Genomic DNA, 18,081 nt, shown 5'->3' on the forward strand with positions numbered 1-18,081 from the left:
GGCCGTGTTTCGCCTATGGGCGCGCCTCCGATGAAACCGACCAATCCTCCCAAGACCTACCGGGTCAAGAGCTTCGGCTGCCAGATGAACGTCTATGACGGCGAGCGCATGGCCGAGCTGCTGGGCGAGCGCGGCATCACGCCTGCGCCCGAGGGGGAGGAGGCGGACCTGGTGGTGCTCAACACCTGCCACATTCGCGAGAAGGCGGCGGAGAAGGTCTATTCCGACATCGGCCGGCTGGTGAAGGCGGGCGAGGAGCGCGGGCAGAAGCCGATGATCGCGGTCGCCGGCTGCGTTGCGCAGGCCGAGGGCGAGGAGATCATGGCGCGCGCCCCGGCGGTCAGCATGGTGGTCGGCCCGCAGGCCTATCACCGCCTGCCCGAAATGCTCGACAAGGCGGTGCAGGGCGAACGCGCGACCGATACCGACATGCCTGCCATCGCCAAGTTCGGCGCGCTCCCCGCGCGGCGCAAGATCGGCCCGGCGGCTTTCCTCACCGTGCAGGAAGGCTGCGACAAGTTCTGCACCTATTGCGTGGTGCCCTATACGCGCGGCGCGGAAATCTCGCGCCCGTTCAGCGACCTCGTCGGCGAAACGCAGCGGCTGGTCGAGGCCGGCGCGCGCGAGATCACGTTGCTCGGCCAGAACGTCAACGCCTGGAGCGGCGAGGACGACAAGGGTAGAGCAGTCGGGCTGGCCGGGCTCATCCGTGCACTGGCCGCAATCGATGGGCTGGAACGCCTTCGCTACACCACTTCGCATCCGGCCGACATGGACGACGCCCTGATTGCCGCCCATGGCGAAGTCGCCAAGTTGATGCCCTATCTCCACTTGCCGGTGCAGTCGGGCAATGACCGCGTGCTCAAGGCAATGAACCGCAGCCACACGGCGGAAAGCTATCTCCGGCTGCTCGAGCGCTTCCGCGCGGCGCGGCCCGATATCGCGCTGTCGGGCGACTTCATCGTCGGCTTCCCGGGCGAGACCGAGGCCGAATTCGAAGACACGCTGAAGCTGGTGGACGAGGTCCGCTATGCCCAGGCCTACAGCTTCAAATATTCGCCGCGTCCCGGCACCCCCGCCGCGACGATGGAGGGGCAGATCGCGCCCGAGGTGATGGACGAACGGCTCCAGCGCCTGCTGGCATCGCTCAATCGCGACCAGCTTGCCTTCAACCAGGCGAGTATCGGCCGGACCTGCCAGGTGCTGGTCGAGCGCAAGGGCAAGCATGCCGGGCAATGGCTCGGCAAGTCGCCCTGGCTGCAAAGCGTTTGGTTCGAAGCCGACGCCGCCATCGGCGATCTCGTCGAGGTGGAACTCGCCGAAGCAGGGCCGAACTCTCTTCGCGGGATCGTGCGGGCAACGGTCGCCGCCTGATCTTTCCACCGCCGCGATGCGGTCCCTTTCTTGCTTCCCGCGCGTTCTGCCATAGATTCATGCCACATCGACTCGAAAGGAGCGCATGGGCCGTAGACCTTCCAAAGCCGGTGATCCGGTATTGTCGCCTGATCCCGTACCCAATCGCGAAATCCGCCGTGCCAAGGCGGAGATGAGTTTCGAAGACCAATCGCTGCTCGGTGCGCTGTTCGGACAATTCGATGCCAATCTCGTGCAGGTCGAGAATCGGCTCGGCGTGTTCATCTCCGCGCGCGGCGACAAGCTCATGATCGAAGGGCCGGAAGACAGCGTGGCCCGTTCGCGCGACGTGCTCCAGACCATGTACGACCGGCTGGCCAAGGGACAGGACCTCGATGCCGGGGCAATCGAATCGCTGATCGCGATGTCGAACGAGCCGACGCTCGAGGGGATCATCAGCGGCGAGAAGGAAGCGCCGCCGATCATGATCCGCACGCGGCGCAAGACCATCGTGCCGCGCAGCGCCAACCAGATCCCCTACATGCGCCAGCTGGCGCGCGACGAACTGATCTTCGCGCTCGGCCCGGCGGGGACCGGCAAGACCTATCTCGCGGTGGCACAGGCGGTGAGCCAGCTGATCACCGGCAGCGTCCAGCGGCTGATCCTGTCGCGCCCGGCAGTCGAGGCGGGGGAGAAGCTGGGCTTCCTCCCCGGCGACATGAAGGAGAAGGTCGATCCCTATCTCCGCCCGATCTACGACGCGCTCTACGACTGCATGCCGCCCGAACAGGTGGAGCGGCGCATCGCCAGTGGCGAGATCGAGATCGCCCCGATCGCCTTCATGCGCGGGCGCACGCTGGCCGATGCCTTCGTGATCCTCGACGAGGCGCAGAACACCACGCGCGAGCAGATGAAGATGTTCCTCACCCGCTTCGGGCAGAACAGCCGGATGGTCATTTGCGGCGATCCCAAGCAGGTCGACATTCCCGGCGGCGACCGGATGAGCGGCCTGGCCGATGCGGTCGGGCGGCTCGAAGGGCTTGAGGGGATCGCGGTGACGCGCTTCACCGCCGCCGACGTTGTCCGCCACCCGATCGTGGGCCGGATCGTCGAGGCTTACGAGGGCAAGGCGGAGTAGGGCGAACTCAGGCGCGTTTTCCATTGGCATGACGGCGGGTGCTCCGCCGCCCGAGGTCGCGCTCGTCAGGGCTTTCAAGAGGTCTTGAAAAAATAAATATTTTCAATTGCTTGTAAATGGCGGCGTTGGCCCCCATCTCTAGGTCAGCTACCAGTCGTAATCGACGGTGATTAGCGCCCTACAATCAAGCGCTCTTTCCTTCAGTTCCGCCGAATAGTCGCAGCCGGGTCAATACTGGCGCGCTGCAACTTCGCACGAAGGAATGGCAAATGACGTATTTTGGCACCATCAAGAGTTACGACAGTGACAAGGGCACTGGCACCATCATCGCTGAGAAGGCGGGCGATCAGCTTGGCTTCCGCAAGTCCGATCTCCAGCAGGAGGCTCAGGCCCCCAAGCAGAACGATCGCTACGGCTATGATGTGAAAGAAGCCAAGGATGGCAAGCGCTACGCCGTCAACCTCGCGCCGAAGCAGGCCGAAAGCCAGAGCCAGCGCGAACAGGCGCAGAAACAGTCTGGGTGACACGACAGTCCGGTCGGGGGCAAAGCCTCCGGCCGTCCTACCATCATCAGCGAACGCGATCGGCATCATGACCTTGAACAGACTTCTCCACGACCACCAGGTTGCAGCGTTGCTCGCTCAACACGCATTTTCCCAGGACGACCGCGATGACAATCGTGCGTTGGCCGGCGGTCACGCAAGTCGCCTCGTCGCCTGGCGCAGGACAGAGGGGTTGTCGTCGACAGGCTGGCCCCGAGACCATCGATTTGACAGAACGGCAAAGACTTCAGGAGAGCGTCGAGGGCCGCAAGATGCATCCGCGCGAGAAACCGACGAGTGGGAAAACGAGGGCGGATCCACCGGCCTCAAGCATGCGCGCTCCCAACCGGATGCCGCAGGGAATTCCACTCAGCTCAAGACCTTGGCGTTGCGCAATCTCTTCTTCTTGAACGGTCGCGCACATTCTCTTCAGGCCGGGGCGAGTAGTCGGGCAGACCACATCAAGGAGTTGAGGAACGGCCGTGTCGACGAAACGATCTGATTCCCCGGCCTACTTCTCAGTTCTGTTTCCATTCGCTTCCCTCATCACGTTGTTCTGGTGGTTTTCACAATGAACGTGACCTGGAGAGCCGATTTCACTGAGAAGAGTGTAATTCGATGCCAGCCGGCAGGCCAGCGTTCGCGCTGGCTGATGACTTTCGGAGCCTTGGGGCAATTTCTGAAGCTTCCATAGCCGCTCACGCAATGCAGGGTGCATCTGCAACCATGCGACCCGAGAGAATTGGGGGCATCTGCTCTTTTTTCTCCGCCTTCATGCCCCCGCCGCCAGTCGGCGGGGGCACTTTTTGATGCCAACCTAAGGAACTGCGATGAATCGGGAATCCCAATTTGTAATGCTCCATCGTACCGATGGTTCAGGCGTGGCGTGCCGAGTTTCACAGGTGCTGTTTGTCGGTAGAGGTGAAAGGGGCGCGATCCTCAATTTCCCTGGGGGAGCGCAAGTGAATGTGCATGAAGATTTTGATCAAGTGATGGCACTTCTTGAGGTCACAGAATAGCGGTCTCAAAAACGACCGCTTCCCACACACGAGCAAAAGCTGCATCAAGCCGGTGGGATTTCCTACTTCGCCACCTGGCGGCTATGGCGACCGTATGATTGCTTCGCTCCGTTCGCTACATCTTCACTGCACGAGGTCTCTCTCGGCTCGCCCAAACTTTCTCCCATTGAACCCTGTTCCATGTGTTCCATCGGTTCAGTAAAGCAACCCAAAGTATGAACCTGGACATCGACATCGAGGGTTGGCCTGCTGGCGATTGGCAAGCGCTGGCCGAGCGCGCTGCAGAAACGACCGCCGAAGTCGAACCTGCGCTCGCCAACCCGCGCCTGGTCGCGAGCCTGCTGTTCACCACCGATGCCGAAGTTCACGCGCTTAACCGCGAATGGCGCGCGCGTGACAAGCCGACCAATGTGCTCAGCTTTCCGATGCTGGAGCGGGTCGACCTGGTCCATCTCGATCCCGATGAAGGCCCTCCCGAGATGTTGGGCGACATTGCGCTGGCGCATGAAACCTGTGCGCGCGAAGCGGCGGAAAAGGGCGTCAGCTTGCAGGATCACGCCACCCATCTGATCGTCCACGGCCTGCTGCATCTGGCCGGGCATGACCATGTCGATAGCGACGCCGATGCCGAGGCTATGGAAAAACTCGAGATCGCGGCGCTTGCCAAACTGGGTATCGCAGACCCATATGGAGATCGAGAATGACAGGAGTAGCCACGTAAGGGCCATGCCCGAATCCCAACCCCCCGCCGGAGAGGCGGAAAGTAGCAGCGGGCTCTGGTCGAACCTGGGCCCCGCCATCCGGAAATTGCTCAAGGTCGGTGACGGCGATCGCTCGCTGCGCGCGCAGCTCGAAGAAGCGATCGACGAACACGAGGACGAGAACGGCGAGACCGAGCCCGCTTCCTCCGACAATGGCGACCTGTCGCCGGTCGAGCGGCAGATGCTGCGCAACTTGTTGCATTTCAGCGAGCACGATGCCGATGACGTCGCCGTGCCACGCGGCGAGATCGTCGCAGTCGAGGCCACTATCGGGTGGGAGGAGCTGGTCGCGGCGTTCAGCGAGAACGGGCATTCGCGCATGCCGGTCTATCGCGGCACGCTCGATGAGGTGATCGGGATGATCCACATCAAGGACGTGTTTCCCTTCCTCGCCAATGGCACGCCGCCCCCGCGCGACTGGACCACGCTGATGCGTCAGCCGCTCTACGTGCCGCAGGTGCGCGGCGCGCTCGACGTGCTTGCCGACATGCGGGCCCGCCGCACGCACCTGGCGATCGTGCTCGACGAGTTTTCGGGTACCGACGGGCTGATCACGATCGAGGACCTGGTCGAGGAAATCGTCGGCGATATCGAGGACGAGCACGACGACGCGCCCGAGGCACTGATCGTGTCCATCGGAGACGGAATGTGGGATTGCGATGCGCGCGCCGAGCTCGACGACGTGGCCGAACTGGTCGATCCGCGGCTGGCGGAGGTCGAGGAATCGGTCGACACGCTGGGCGGCCTCGCCTTCGTGCTCGCGGAGCAGGTTCCCGATGTCGGGACCATCCTCGAACACAAGAGCGGCTGGCGGATCGAGGTCACGGCCGGGGACGAGACCCATGTGACCCGGCTGCGCCTGCACCAGCCCCCTGGCGACGAAGAGGGCGAGGCTGCCTGACGCGCAGCGCGACCGGCCCTTCGATTTCCTGCAACTTTCGGCTCGACACGCGGCGCATCCTTGCGCATGGAACCGGCCATGCCGACCCGACGCCTCCCGCCGCTGCGCGCCCTCGAAGCCTTCATGCGGACGGTCAGGCTCGGCTCGGCCCGTGCTGCGGCGGAAGAGATCGGGCTCAGCCCCTCGGCCCTCTCGCGGCGGATCAGCAATCTCGAGGACTTCATCGGCAAGAAGCTGTTCACGCGGGCGCGCCAGTCGATGCAACTAACCGACGAGGGGCAGGCCTTCTACGAGGCGGTGCATCCGCAGTTCGAGGCGCTTGCCCGGGCAGTCGAAAGCCAGTCGGAAAATATCTCGCTGCTGCGCCTGCATCTCGGCGTCCTGCCGCTGTTCGGCAGCCAGCGGCTGTTTCCGCGGCTCGGCGAATTGCGCAAGCGGCACCCCTTGCTGCACATCGATATCGACACCGGACCGCATCTCGAGGATCGGGTAGGCGACACCCTCGATGCCGCGATCATCCTGTCGCGCGGACCCAGCCGGGGCCTGCATGCCGTGCGGCTCGACCACAACATGGTCCATGCCATCGCCAGCCGCGAGGTGGCGGCGACCCTTGGCGACAAGGCCGATGTCGAGAAGCTCTCAAAGCAGACCTTCCTGATCCACAACGAGCTTCCGGCAAGTTTCGAGGCGTGGAAATCGGCGCTGTCGCTCGATGAGCTCGAACCGGCGGCGATCGATCATTACGATTCCGGGCAATTGATGCTGGAGGCGGCGGCACAGGGGCTCGGCATTGCGATCATGCACGACGATCACATGCGCCGCGCAGCCGACAACCGCCTGACCGATCTCTACGATATCGAGGTCGAAAGCCCGTACAGCTACTGGTTCGTATGCAAGCCGACAGCGCTTGAGCAGCGTCCGGTCCGGCTGTTTCATGACTGGCTGGTTGCTGCGGGTCTCTAGGCCCGGCTACTCGAGTGGAATCTGCTTGTCGGGGGCGTTGTAGCGCACCGGCGCCACGTTGAACTCGAAGTCGCGCAGCGGCTTGCCAAGCGCGGCGACCAGCGCCTCCTCGATCCGGCGCCGCGCCTCGGCACCGATTGCCTTGCGACCGTGGAAATCTTCCGGGCTGAACGGCTCAAGGAAATTGACCCGCAACGCGAACGAGCCTCGCCGCGCCAGCACGCGCTTGGCATTGTTGACCCCGGTCTCCTCCCCGGTCCAACCGATCCATTCGGCAATCGCGCCGTAGTCGAGCATCACCGGCTGGACCAGCACGCCGGGCGGCGGTGGTTCGAGCACCCGCAGCATGCTGGTCTTGAACGGAAGCAGCGATTGGCCATCGGTGACGGTGCCTTCTGGGAACACGGTCACCGACCAGTTGTCGGCCAGCGCCTCGCGCAGTGAGTTGATTTGCTCGGCCACGCCCAGCCGGTTCTCGCGTTTGACGAAAACGGTGCGGTTGAGCCGCGAAAGCCAGCCCACCACCGGAACTTCGGCCAGTTCCGCCTTGGCAACAAATGCGGTGCCGCTGGCACCGGCCAGTGCGAGGATGTCAATCCACGAGATATGGTTCGAGATAAAGAACACGTCGCGCCGCAGCGGTACCCCGATTTTCCGCACCCGCGCGCCGCAGATGAAAGCCGCCAGCCACAGGAAGATTTTGGGGAAGGGCGAGCCGTAGGCAAATACCCGATAGAGGTAATGCAAGGGCACCAGCACCACGAGCGACAGGATCAGCGCCAGGACCCTGAAGCCTAGCCGGAGCCAGCCGAGAGCGGAAATTGGGGTCGGTTCGCCGCGCGCAGTGGCCGCGCGGATTTCTTCCTCAGTCCTCGCGCGAGAGCCGGACGCCATAAAGTTCCATCCGGTGGTCGACCAGGCGATAGCCGAGTTTCTCGGCAATCTGGCGCTGCAAGGCTTCGAGTTCGGGATCGACGAATTCCACGACCTTGCCGCTTTCTACGTCGATAAGATGATCGTGATGCGCTTCGGGTGCTGCTTCGTAGCGGGCGCGCCCGTCACCGAAGTCGTGACGGTCGAGAATACCCGCCTCTTCGAATAGGCGCACGGTGCGATAGACAGTGGCAATGGAGATCTTGGGATCGATCGCAGATGCGCGCTGATGGAGCAATTCCACGTCGGGGTGGTCGTCACTCTCCGACAAGACGCGTGCGATGACGCGGCGCTGTTCGGTTATGCGCAAACCCTTGTCGGCGCACAGTTGTTCAAGATCGATCTTCTGCTGCAACAGTCACTCCAGTACGACGCCCCATCGAAACGAAAGGCGCCCCGCACCCTTAGAGGGCCGGGGCGCGCTTCTCAAGCTGGCACTAGGCCATCAGGCTGCCTTTTTCTTGCGGCCCCGCTTTTGTCCGGGTTTGCGCCCAAGACCGATTTTCTTGGCGAGGTCGCGGCGCGTTTCGGCGTACTCCGGCGCGACCATCGGGTAGTCGGCTGCGAGTTCCCACCGGGCGCGGTATTCTTCGGGCGTCATGCCGTGTTCGGTCGAAAGGTGCCGTTTGAGCATCTTCATCTTCTTGCCGCAGTCGAGGCAGATGATGTGGTCCTTCTTGACCGATGCACGCACGGAAACGGCTGGATCCGGGCGTTCTTCCTGCAACGAGCTTCCCCCGTCGAGGCCTGACAGGGCATTGAAAACACTGGTTATAAGCCCCGGTACGTCGCCCACAGCAACGTCATTATTGCTGACATGCGCTGCAACGATATCCGAAGTCAGCGTTATCAGCGTTTCTTTCATGTCATATTCGATATCTTCCATGAGTTCCCCACCTTCTTTTTTTTAGTAGCCCGCCGTTAGTTTGGGCCAAGTGTGTTCTGGACTAAGTTTGCCCACCTTGCAACTCTAGTTGCACAAAAAAACCCGACATTAATGATAGTTAGACTAAATAGACAAACCAAAAGTAATGGCATCCATTCGATTGCCGTCTGCCAACAAGTAATAATTCGGGCGCCGTCCAATCGGCTCGAAACCGAAATCGCGATAGAGTCGTTCGGCGGGATTGTTGCTGCGCATCTCGAGAAAGATGCGCTCGGCGCCCCGCTCACGCGCGTCCCGGGCCAGATGTGACAGCAGTTTTCGCCCCAGCCCTCGTCCACGTTGTTCAGGGGTTACGGCGATCAGCAGCAGTTCCTCTTCGCCCGGTGCATGGCGCGTCAGGACAAAGCCGGCGGCATCCCTCGAGCAATCCTCGCAGGTCTGCCCCTCGGCATCGACCAGGATCGCGAACGTGTGGGGCATGATCAGCGCGTCGCTGACCTGGCGGCGGTTCCAGGCTTCCCCCCACGCCGGGTCGAACGCCGCTTCCATCACCGCCATGATCTGGTCGATCGGATCGCTTGCGGTCATGGCTGGGTGGGCTTCGCGTCTGGGCCCCGCCCGTAGATCGGAGCAAGCTGGGTGGTCCAATTGGCCTCGTGAAGCAGGTAGAGCTTGCTCGCATCGGGCAGCATGTCGATCGCGACCTTCTCTCCATCAGGGAAAAGGCCGGCCAGTTCGTCGGCGCGGTTCCCTGCTATTCGCGGGTGCCGGCAGGCTGCGACGGCGGCCTCGGGTGGCAGCGACTGGACTTCGTCTTCCGGTTTCCCTTGATCGAAATTCTGGACGAACCATTCGCCGTGTCCGCCATTCATGCAGACCGTGACCGGCTGCGGCGCGGGCTGCCAACACCGGGCCGCAACAAGCGCCAGCGTGGGATAGCCCAAGACCTTGGCGTCCCAGGCCACGCCCAAGGCCCGCGCGGTCGCGATGCCGATCCGCACGCCGGTGAAACTACCGGGGCCAAGCGAGACGAGAATGCGCTCGGCCTTGCCTCGGTCGGGCAGGTTCGCGATCATCGGGACAAGCCGTTCGGCGTGGCCGCGGCCGAGGACCCGATGGTCATGCGCAATCAGACGCTCGCCCTCGTAAAGGGCGACCGAACAGGCCTCGGTGGCGGTTTCTATCGCAAGCGTGCGCATGTGACGCGCGATGCCTCAGCGCGCGCGGGGCTGCAAGTCGGAGGCGAAAATTCAGGCGATCTCGTTGAACTTGTCGAAGTCGGGGCGCGGGCTACGACCGAAGATCGAAGTCTTGTCGCCATAGCCGATCGAGCAGATGAAATTCACGCGATGCCGGGGATCATCGGCGAAGAATGCTTTCTCCACAGCCGCTGCATCGAAACCAGACATGGGGCCGCAATCGAGCCCGAGCGCGCGGGCGGCGATCATCAGGTATGCGCCCTGCAATGCCGAGTTGCGGAAGGCGCCTTCCTTGCGGCCTTCCTCGTCACCTTCGAACCAGCTCTTGGCATCGGTGTGCGGGAACAGCCAAGGCAATTCTTCGTGGAAATCGATGTCGTAGCCGATGATCGCGGTGACGGGCGCTGCCTCCACCTTGGCCTTGTTGCCTTCCGACACGCACGCGACGAGCTTGGCCTTGGCCTCGTCCGACTTGACCCAGACGACCCGCGCCGGCTGCATATTGGCCGATGTCGGGCCCATCTTCATCAGCTCGTAGATCGAGTGGAGCTGCTCATCGCTCACTTCCTTGTCGAGCCAGCCATTGTAGCTTCGCGCCTCGCGGAAAATCTGGTCGAGCGCTTCGGCGGACAGGTGCTGGTCGTGGAACTGGACGGTCATGGGAATCCTTGGATGGTGACGAAATTCAGGCTGCGCGAACTTCAACGACTTCGGGCACATAGTGTTTCAGCAGCCCTTCGATGCCGTGCTTGAGTGTCGCGGTGGACGAGGGGCAGCCCGAACAGGCACCTTGCAGCGTGAGGTAGACGATCCCGTCCTTGAAGCCGCGATAGGCAATGTCGCCGCCGTCCCCGGCGACGGCAGGGCGCACGCGGGTTTCGAGCAGCTCGTTGATCTGGGCAACGATATCGGCATCGTCTGGGTTCTCTTCGACGAGCAGGTCTTCGTTTTCGGCCGGGACCGTGATGCCGCTGGCGTCGCCACCCGCGAACAGCGGGGCTTCGGAGACGAAATGATCGAGCAGGATCGAGACTACCATTGGCTTGAGCTCGTTCCAGTTGACGCCGGGTGCCGCGGTGACGCTGACGAAGTCGCCGCCGAAGAAAACATTGGTCACTTCGCCCGTGTCGAAGATCGCCTGTGCCAGCGGACTGACCTCGGCCGCCTCGGGGCTGGCGAATTCGCGCGTGCCGGCGGTCATGACCTGCCGCCCGGGCAGGAACTTGAGGCTGGCGGGGTTCGGGGTTGTTTCGGTCTCGATGAACATGGCCGCGATGTAGTGACGGTACCGTCGGGGGACAAGGCAACAATGCTTCGCGCCTATTCACTATCCCTTCATGGCTTGGCTTCCTATAGTGTATTCCATGAAGAGGACCCTTAGCGCCGCATGCGCTCTTGCCCTGCTGGCTTTTCCCGCCGTTTCGATTTCACCCCTCTTGGCGCAGGACAGCGCCGAGAACGCGCTTCCCCGCGGATTGCAGACCGGGGACGAGGTGCCGTGGATCTATCGCGGCAGCGACGTTCCGCAGGACAAGGACTGGCTCTTCGGCGAACTTGAAAACGGGCTCCGATATGCCGTGCGCCGCAACAGCGTCCCACCCGAACAGGCGTCGATCCGCATCCGCATCGATGCCGGATCGCTCCACGAACGCGACGACGAACAGGGTTTCGCGCATTTGATGGAGCACCTGAGCTTCCGCGAGAGCAAATACCTGGGCCCGGCGCAGGCGATTCCGACCTGGCAGCGGCTTGGCGCGACCTTCGGTAGCGACACTAATGCCGAAACCAGCCCGACGCATACGGTCTACAAGCTCGACCTTCCCGGGATCACTCCCGCCTCGCTCGATGAGAGTTTCAAGCTGCTTTCGGGCATGATCCGCGAGCCGGTGTTGAGCCAGGCCAATGTGGCGACCGAAGTCCCGATCGTGCTGGCCGAGAAGCGCGAGCGCGGAGGTGCGGGCTTCCGCGTCGATACCAAGACGCGCGAAACGCTTTTCGCGGGCCAGCGGCTAGCCAACCGGCTGCCGATCGGCACTGAAGAAACACTGGAAGCGGCGACCGGCAAGGCGCTGCAGGAATTCCACCAGCGCTGGTACCGGCCCGAAAACACCGTGATCGTCGTCGCGGGCGATGCCGATCCGGTCGAGTTGGCGCGGCTGGTCGAGAAATGGTTCGGCGACTGGCAGGGCACGGGCCCCCATGTCGAAGCGCCCGATTTCGGCGATCCGGTCGCACCGGCGGGCGCCGATCCCGCCAATCCGCTGGGCGAGATGGCGGTGGTGGTCGAACCCGACATGCCGCGCGCATTGACCTATGCGATCATGCGGCCCTGGCGTCCCGTCAACGACACCATCGTCTACAATGAAGGCCTGCTGCTCGATGCGATCGGGCAGGCAATCATCAATCGCCGCCTGCGCTCGCGCGCTCGCTCGGGCGGATCCTTCCTCGAAGCGCAGGTCTATCAGGACGATGTTTCGCGCTCGACCGACGCGACTTTCGTTACGGTGATTCCCCTTTCCAACGACTGGCAAACCGCGCTGGCTGACACCCGCGCTCTGATTGCGGATGCACTGGCGACACCGCCGACGCAGGAAGAGATCGACCGCGAGGTTGCCGAATTCGACGTCGCGTTTGCCAGCGAACTGGAACAGAAGGCGGTTCTCGCCGGGTCGAAGCTTGCCGACCAGATCGTCCAGGCGGTCGACATCCGCGAAACGGTCGCCGCACCCGAAACCGTGCTCAACGTCTTTCGGGGCATGAGCAAGCGGCTCAACCCGCAGGAGGTTCACGCCCGCACCAAGGCGCTGTTCGAAGGCGATGTGATCCGCGCGGTCTATGTCACGCCGGAGGCCACCGATGGTGACGTTTCGGCGCTCAAGCTGGCTCTGTCGCAGGAAGTGAAGCCCGACGGGACGGCGCGGCTTGCCGCGCAGGCGATCTCTTTTGACGACCTGCCGCCGATCGGCGAGCCGGGGGCGATTACGGCCGAGGGCGAACTCGGCATCACGGGCATTCCCGAGATAGAGAAGGTCGAATTCGCCAACGGCACCCGCGCGATCCTGTGGGCGAACGATGCCGAACCCGGCCGCGTGACCGTCAAGGTTCGCTTCGGCGCTGGTTATCGTGCCTTTTCGCCGGAGGACGCACCCTATGTCGCGCTGGGCGAAATGGCGCTGGTCGGCGCAGGCCTGGGCGAACTCGGCCAGGAAGAGCTCGACCGGATCACCACTGGTCGCAAGATGGGCTTTGACTTCGGTATCGACGAAGGCTCGTTCACTTTCACAGCGCAGACGCGCTCCGCCGATGTGTCCGACCAGCTCTACCTGTTCGCTGCCAAGCTGGGCATGCCCCGCTGGGACGAAAGCCCGATACTGCGTTCGAAGGCAGCAGCAGGGTTGGCTTATGATGCATTGTCGTCGAGCCCGGGCGGGGTGCTCAACCGCGACCTCGACTTCCTGCTGCGCAATCGCGACCCGCGTTTCATCACGCCCAACCCCAAGATGATGGCGGAAGCCACGCCCGAGGGATTCCGCAAGGTGTGGGAACCGATCCTGAAGCAGGGTCCGGTCGAAGTGCTGGTGTTCGGTGAGTTCGACCGCGACGAGGTGGTCGAAACCTTGCGTCGTACCTTTGGCGCGCTCGACCCGCGCACGCCGATCCCGGCGTCGGTTGCCGGCTGGCTGCCCGAATTCCCCGATGCCAATGGCGGGCCGACCGTGCTGAACCATCGCGGCGACCCAAACCAGGCGGCAGCAGTGATCGCCTGGCCCAGCGGCGGCGGGATTGAGGGGCTGCGCGAATCGCGCCAGCTCGAGATCCTCACCCAGTTGTTCAACAATCGCCTGATGGATGTGATGCGCGAGAAGACCGGCGCCAGTTACGCTCCGCAGGTCGTTTCCGACTGGCCGCGGGACCTGTCGGGCGGCGGAACGATCATGGCGCTGGCACAGCTTCGCCCCGAGGATGTCCCGGTATTCTTTTCCGAAGCGGAGAAGATCGCGGCCGACCTTTCGATCAATCCGCCCGATGCCGATGAGCTCAATCGCGTCACCGAACCGCTGCGCCAGTTGATCAGCCGCGCCTCGACAGGCAACAATTTCTGGCTCTACCAGCTGGAAGGCGCGAGCTTCGACCCGCGCCGCGTGGGCCTGTTGCGCTCGCTGCTGGTGGACTATTCGCAGACCTCCCCGGAGGTGATGCAGTTGCTCGCCACGCGCTACCTGACTTCGCGCAAGCCGTGGCAATTGGCGATCATTCCCGAAGGCCAGGCGCTAGCTACCAGCCTGCCCGCGGGGCGGTCTTCAGGCAGCGAAGTATCGGGGCGCTAGGCCCGTCGGCAATCGTCCCGGTCTATCACCGAGACAAGAATTATTACTGTCGGGCAGGCGGCTGCGGCTTTGCCTTTCCGAGCGCGCGCGTGTTATCGCGCCCCGATTGTACGGAGCACTAGAGAACTACTGTGGCAACCAACTGGACCCCCGATAGCTGGAAAGAGCACGAAGCCCGGCATCTTCCGCACTACGAGGATGCGGCAGAGCTGACGCAGGCGGAGCACACGCTTTCCTCCTATCCGCCGCTGGTGTTCGCGGGCGAGGCACGCGCGCTGAAGGCGGATCTGGCCCAGGTGGCCGCAGGCAAGGCGTTCCTGCTGCAGGGTGGCGATTGCGCCGAAAGCTTCGCCGAGTTCCATCCCAACAATATCCGCGACACATTCCGCGTGCTGCTGCAGATGGCGGTTGTGATGACCTTTGCCAGCAAGAAGCCGGTGGTGAAGGTCGGTCGCATGGCCGGACAGTTCGCCAAGCCGCGCAGTTCCGATACCGAGACGCAGGGCGATATGACCCTGCCGAGCTATTTCGGCGACAACATCAACGGCATCGAGTTCGACCCCGAGCAGCGCCGCAACGATCCGATGCGCATGGTGCGCGCCTATTCGCAGGCTGCCGCGACGCTCAACTTGCTGCGCGCCTTCGCTGGCGGCGGCTACGCCAACCTGCGCCAGGTTCACCAGTGGACGCTCGACTTCATGGGCCGGACGCCATGGGCCGACAAGTTCTCGCATGTTGCCGACCGGATCGGGGAATCGCTCGATTTCATGGAAGCCTGCGGGGTCAATCCGCAGACCTTGCCGCAGCTTGAGCGCACCAGTTTCTACACCAGCCACGAAGGGCTGCTGCTGCCTTACGAGCAGGCGCTGACGCGCCGCGACAGCCTGACCGGCGACTGGTACGCGACCAGCGCGCATATGCTGTGGATCGGCGACCGCACCCGGTTTGATGGCTCGGCGCATATCGAATTCGCGCGCGGCATCGGCAATCCGCTCGGCATGAAATGCGGGCCGAGCCTCGAGCCCGATGCGCTGTTGCGCCTGCTCGATACGCTCAATCCTGCGCGTGAGCCGGGCCGGATGACGCTGATCAGCCGCTTCGGCCATGACAAGGTCGAAGATGGCCTCGCCCCGCTCGTCCGCGCCGTTGCGCGTGAGGGACATCCGGTGGTGTGGAGTTGCGACCCGATGCACGGCAACGTCATCAAGTCGGACAGCGGCTACAAGACCCGCCCGTTCGACCGGATACTGACAGAAGTGAAGGGCTTCTTCGCCGTCCACCGCGCCGAAGGCACGCATCCGGGCGGCATCCATATCGAGATGACCGGCCAGGACGTGACCGAATGCGTCGGCGGTGCGGTCGCGATTACCGACGACGTACTCGGCGATCGCTACCACACCCATTGCGACCCGCGCCTCAATGCGGCGCAGTCGATCGAGCTCGCGTTCCTGCTGGCTGAAATGCTCAACCAGGAAGCTGCCGAGCGTCGCGCCGACGCGGCCTGACGCGGCGGAGTTATCCGTCTCTTAACAAGGATATAGCGGCTGGCGCTTAGGCCGGTCGCGGCGAATGTCCACCATTCTCGCCTAGTCCCTCTGCCTCATCGAGGAAGAGGATCGCAGGCGCGGATGGACACAGCATGGACGACCGAGGCCGCGATGGCCGCAGCCGTGGTGCTGTTGTTGTCGCTCGCGGCCTGGTGGCTCATCCAGCTTCGGGCCCGCCGGGGCCTGGAGCATGATGTGCCAAGCACGGTCAGCGTCCTGGCGCGTCGCCGGCGCAAGAAACTCGCTGAAATGATGCGCATCCTTAGCATGGCCGAAGAGATCGCTGACCTAGGCCTGTGGCAATATTATCCCGCGCGCAACGAGCAGGAATGGTCGGGCGGCATGAAATGCCTGTTCGGGCTGGATCACGACGATGCCTTGATGGAGGGCGATGCGGAAACCTTGCTGGCAGCGAACGAGATCGACCTCGTCGCCGAGGTCATGGCGCGCAAGGGGCGGCGCGGAGTGTTCGGCCTGCGGATGACGGTCCAGCGCGTTGACGGCAGTGAGCGGGACATTCGCATCCGGGCCTGCCACATCGATCAGGAAGACGCGCACAGCCACAGGGTGATCGCCGTCCTGATGGACGTCACCGACCATGCAAGGCGCGAACGGCGGCTCAAGGAATCGCGCGAGATTGCGCTGCGCGAAGCACGGCGGGCGCGCGAGCTGGCCGAAACCGATCCTTTGACGGGGCTGGCCAATCGGCGGCGGATCATGGCCGAACTGGACCGGCTGGTGGTGCTCGTGCGCGAGCAGCGGCAACCGCTGTCGCTGATCCTCTTCGATGTCGATCACTTCAAGCGCGTCAACGATCGCCATGGCCATACCGTCGGCGACGAGGTGCTCCGGCAGATATCGATGATTGCCGAGGAGCAGGTTCGCGAAGGCGACATTCTCGGCCGCATCGGGGGTGAGGAGTTCGTGTGGGTTGTGCCGGGCGCGGACAAGACCCTTGCCGGGCTTGCTGCAGAACGCTTGCGGCTGGCGGTGGCAATGGGAAGCGGCGTGGGGAAGACGACGCCGGTTACGATCAGCCTCGGCATCGCTGCGGCACGCCCGGGGGACACCGCGCTGGGGCTGTTCGCGCGCGCCGATGCCGCGCTCTACGATGCCAAGCATGCGGGCCGGAACACGGTTCGCCTCGCCGCTTAAGCGAAGCAAATAATGGCATAATCCGCGCCATGCCTTTCATTCGTAACGCTTTTGCTCCATGCTGCGAATACGGATCGGAGAAAGCAGGAGATTTCCGTGCCCGAACCACTTGTCCGCGCCTCGCCTTCACCGAGCGAGCAGCTGGCGGAAAGCTACCGGTCGACACGCAAGTTGACCGAGGCATTGGTGGAACCTCTCTCCGACGCCGACGCAACCATTCAGTCGATGGAAGACGCCTCGCCCGCAAAGTGGCACCTGGCGCACACGACGTGGTTCTGGGAGACGTTCCTCCTGCGCGATTATTCGGATGGCTATCGACTGTTCGACGACGATTGGCCGTTCCTGTTCAACTCCTATTACGAGGCGGAAGGCGAGCGCATCGCCCGGTTTTCGCGCGGCATGCTGTCGCGGCCCTCGCTCGAACAGATCATCGGCTGGCGTGCGCATGTCGACGCGGCGATGGAGGCTCTTCTCGGGCGCGACGATCTTGCCGATCTGATCGCGTTGGGCGTGGCGCATGAACAGCAGCACCAGGAATTGCTGCTGACCGACATCAAGCACGCGCTAATCCAGAACCCGCTCGGCCCGGCAATGTGGGACGAACTGCCTGGGCCTTCGCAGGCACAGCCTGACGGCTGGCACGAGCATCCCGGCGGCGTGGCGCTGATCGGTCACGACGGCAAAGGCTTTGCCTTCGATAATGAAGGGCCGCGCCATCGCGTGCTGCTCGAGCCTTTCACCCTGTCGCACCGGCTCGTTACCAATCGCGAGTGGCAGCAGTTCATCGACGATGGCGGCTATCGCGAGGCGCGGCTGTGGCTATCCGACGGTTGGGCATGGGTACGCGAGAATGGTGTCGCCGCTCCGCTCTATTGGGACGAAGGGCGACATTTCACCCATCAGGGCTGGCAGGACCGCGATCCGGATGCGCCCGTCACGCATATCTCCTATTACGAGGCCGATGCGTTCGCCACCTGGGCGGGCGCGCGTTTACCGACCGAATTCGAATGGGAAGCAGTGGCGCGCGGCCAGCACGCGGAGGAAGCGCCCGCGCATGATCCCTCGGGCGGCAACCAACTCGATCGGGCAGGCCCGGTCACGCCAATGGGCGGCGGCGGCTTGTTCGGCGATTGCTGGCAGTTCACCCGCTCGGCCTATCTGCCCTATCCGCGTTTCCAGCCGGCCGACGGCGCGGTTGGCGAATACAACGGCAAGTTCATGAGCGGGCAGTTCGTGCTGAAAGGCGCCAGCTGTGCGACCGCACGCGGGCACTCGCGCGCATCCTATCGCAACTTCTTCTACCCCCACCAGCGCTGGCAGTTCACCGGACTGCGGCTGGCAAAGGACCTCTGATCG

Annotated in this window: 18 protein-coding genes; 11 read left to right on the forward strand and 7 right to left on the reverse strand. The window is 63.4% G+C overall.

The genetic code is table 11. The annotated features are described in order from the left end of the window. Positions 1-30: 30 nt before the first annotated feature. The 7 genes from miaB to P7228_RS11240 all read left to right on the forward strand — a co-directional run bounded on the left by miaB (position 31) and on the right by P7228_RS11240 (position 6,677). A complete protein-coding gene (gene miaB, locus P7228_RS11210; protein WP_278015327.1) occupies positions 31-1,374 on the forward strand; it encodes a tRNA (N6-isopentenyl adenosine(37)-C2)-methylthiotransferase MiaB in 1,344 nt (447 codons plus the stop codon). Between the two features lie 85 nt (positions 1,375-1,459). Continuing rightward, the gene (locus P7228_RS11215; protein WP_278015328.1) at positions 1,460-2,491 is read left to right on the forward strand and encodes a PhoH family protein; all 1,032 of its coding nucleotides are present in this window, start codon (positions 1,460-1,462) and stop codon (positions 2,489-2,491) included. A 269-nt stretch (positions 2,492-2,760) separates the two neighbouring features. Beyond that, on the forward strand, positions 2,761-3,015 hold the full coding sequence (locus tag P7228_RS11220; protein WP_278015329.1) for a cold-shock protein: 255 nt from the start codon (positions 2,761-2,763) through the stop codon (positions 3,013-3,015). A gap of 848 nt (positions 3,016-3,863) precedes the next feature. Then, positions 3,864-4,052 carry a hypothetical protein gene (locus P7228_RS11225; RefSeq protein WP_278015330.1) on the forward strand — a complete coding sequence of 63 codons (189 nt, stop codon included), beginning with the start codon at positions 3,864-3,866 and terminating at the stop codon, positions 4,050-4,052. Between the two features lie 215 nt (positions 4,053-4,267). Continuing rightward, positions 4,268-4,756, forward strand: coding sequence for an rRNA maturation RNase YbeY (gene ybeY / locus P7228_RS11230; protein WP_278015331.1), 489 nt, complete (start codon positions 4,268-4,270; stop codon positions 4,754-4,756). Positions 4,757-4,778: 22 nt separating this feature from the next. After that, positions 4,779-5,714 carry a hemolysin family protein gene (locus tag P7228_RS11235; protein ID WP_278015332.1) on the forward strand — a complete coding sequence of 312 codons (936 nt, stop codon included), beginning with the start codon at positions 4,779-4,781 and terminating at the stop codon, positions 5,712-5,714. Between the two features lie 78 nt (positions 5,715-5,792). Continuing rightward, positions 5,793-6,677, forward strand: coding sequence for a LysR substrate-binding domain-containing protein (locus P7228_RS11240; RefSeq protein WP_278015333.1), 885 nt, complete (start codon positions 5,793-5,795; stop codon positions 6,675-6,677). A gap of 6 nt (positions 6,678-6,683) precedes the next feature. Here the strand turns inward: P7228_RS11240 and P7228_RS11245 are convergent, their stop codons facing one another. The 7 genes from P7228_RS11245 to P7228_RS11275 form a co-directional block, all read right to left on the reverse strand. After that, positions 6,684-7,571, reverse strand: coding sequence for a lysophospholipid acyltransferase family protein (locus P7228_RS11245; protein WP_278015334.1), 888 nt, complete (start codon positions 7,569-7,571; stop codon positions 6,684-6,686). Further along, positions 7,543-7,965 (reverse strand): Fur family transcriptional regulator, encoded by a 423-nt coding sequence (locus P7228_RS11250; RefSeq protein WP_278015335.1) that lies wholly within the window; start codon positions 7,963-7,965, stop codon positions 7,543-7,545. Before P7228_RS11250 ends, P7228_RS11245 begins: the two co-directional genes overlap by 29 nt. A gap of 90 nt (positions 7,966-8,055) precedes the next feature. Then, positions 8,056-8,496, reverse strand: a complete 441-nt coding sequence (locus P7228_RS11255; RefSeq protein ID WP_278015336.1) for a Ros/MucR family transcriptional regulator — start codon at positions 8,494-8,496, stop codon at positions 8,056-8,058. A 123-nt stretch (positions 8,497-8,619) separates the two neighbouring features. Continuing rightward, on the reverse strand, positions 8,620-9,084 hold the full coding sequence (locus P7228_RS11260) for a GNAT family N-acetyltransferase (protein WP_278015337.1): 465 nt from the start codon (positions 9,082-9,084) through the stop codon (positions 8,620-8,622). Beyond that, a complete protein-coding gene (tsaB, locus tag P7228_RS11265; RefSeq protein WP_278015338.1) occupies positions 9,081-9,695 on the reverse strand; it encodes a tRNA (adenosine(37)-N6)-threonylcarbamoyltransferase complex dimerization subunit type 1 TsaB in 615 nt (204 codons plus the stop codon). Before tsaB ends, P7228_RS11260 begins: the two co-directional genes overlap by 4 nt. Positions 9,696-9,746: 51 nt before the next feature. Then, positions 9,747-10,355: a malonic semialdehyde reductase gene (locus P7228_RS11270; RefSeq protein WP_278015339.1), complete on the reverse strand. Its 609-nt coding sequence runs from the start codon at positions 10,353-10,355 to the stop codon at positions 9,747-9,749. 25 nt (positions 10,356-10,380) lie between these two features. After that, the gene (locus P7228_RS11275; RefSeq protein WP_278015340.1) at positions 10,381-10,962 is read right to left on the reverse strand and encodes a NifU family protein; all 582 of its coding nucleotides are present in this window, start codon (positions 10,960-10,962) and stop codon (positions 10,381-10,383) included. Positions 10,963-11,059: 97 nt separating this feature from the next. On the opposite strand from P7228_RS11275, the gene P7228_RS11280 reads away from it, so the two are divergent. The 4 genes from P7228_RS11280 to egtB all read left to right on the forward strand — a co-directional run bounded on the left by P7228_RS11280 (position 11,060) and on the right by egtB (position 18,078). Further along, complete coding sequence (locus P7228_RS11280; RefSeq protein WP_278015341.1) at positions 11,060-14,023, forward strand: M16 family metallopeptidase; 2,964 nt, start codon at positions 11,060-11,062, stop codon at positions 14,021-14,023. 131 nt (positions 14,024-14,154) lie between these two features. Beyond that, positions 14,155-15,528 carry a class II 3-deoxy-7-phosphoheptulonate synthase gene (locus P7228_RS11285; RefSeq protein ID WP_278015342.1) on the forward strand — a complete coding sequence of 458 codons (1,374 nt, stop codon included), beginning with the start codon at positions 14,155-14,157 and terminating at the stop codon, positions 15,526-15,528. Between the two features lie 123 nt (positions 15,529-15,651). Further along, a complete protein-coding gene (locus P7228_RS11290) occupies positions 15,652-16,725 on the forward strand; it encodes a GGDEF domain-containing protein (RefSeq protein WP_278015343.1) in 1,074 nt (357 codons plus the stop codon). A gap of 96 nt (positions 16,726-16,821) precedes the next feature. Beyond that, positions 16,822-18,078, forward strand: coding sequence for an ergothioneine biosynthesis protein EgtB (gene egtB / locus P7228_RS11295; protein ID WP_278015344.1), 1,257 nt, complete (start codon positions 16,822-16,824; stop codon positions 18,076-18,078). Positions 18,079-18,081 lie beyond the last annotated feature (3 nt).

It is taken from the genome of Altererythrobacter sp. CAU 1644, assembly GCF_029623755.1.
Taxonomy (GTDB): Bacteria; Pseudomonadota; Alphaproteobacteria; order Sphingomonadales; family Sphingomonadaceae; genus Erythrobacter; species Erythrobacter arenosus.